Annotated in this window: 1 protein-coding gene; it reads left to right on the forward strand. The window is 46.6% G+C overall.

What is annotated here, in order from left to right; translation table 11 throughout:
• Nucleotides 1-384: O-antigen ligase family protein (locus GFC01_RS18600; protein ID WP_194175060.1), on the forward strand; the 384-nt coding region annotated here is incomplete at both ends.

The following is a 384-nucleotide window of genomic DNA, read 5'->3' on the forward strand; positions in this document are numbered from 1 at the left end:
GGCCATCTATGTGTGGCTGCTCATGCCGCGCTTTCTCAAAAAGTGGTCACTCATCGCAGCAGGCGGACTTGGTGTCATCTGTATCGCTGTTTTTTCAGCCAAGATTTATTCAGTCTTTTATGACTTGTTTCTCGCTTCTCAGGTCGCGCATTCTTTTAGTGAACCACTCCCATCCAACATTGCGAGAGCGAATTTGATCAAAAATGCATGGCATTTCTTTACGGATTCATACGGGTTCGGTGTCGGAGCGGGTAATGTGTCTTACTACTTAGCCCACTTTTCGATCTTTGATACAGATCAAGTCGTTGAAGTGCACAATTGGCTGCTGGAAGTGATGACGAACTTTGGATTTGCGGTCATGCTGGGCTATATCTCCGTCTACGC

This window comes from Desulfofundulus thermobenzoicus (assembly GCF_009428905.1).
GTDB lineage: Bacteria > Bacillota > Desulfotomaculia > Desulfotomaculales > Desulfovirgulaceae > Desulfofundulus_A > Desulfofundulus_A thermobenzoicus.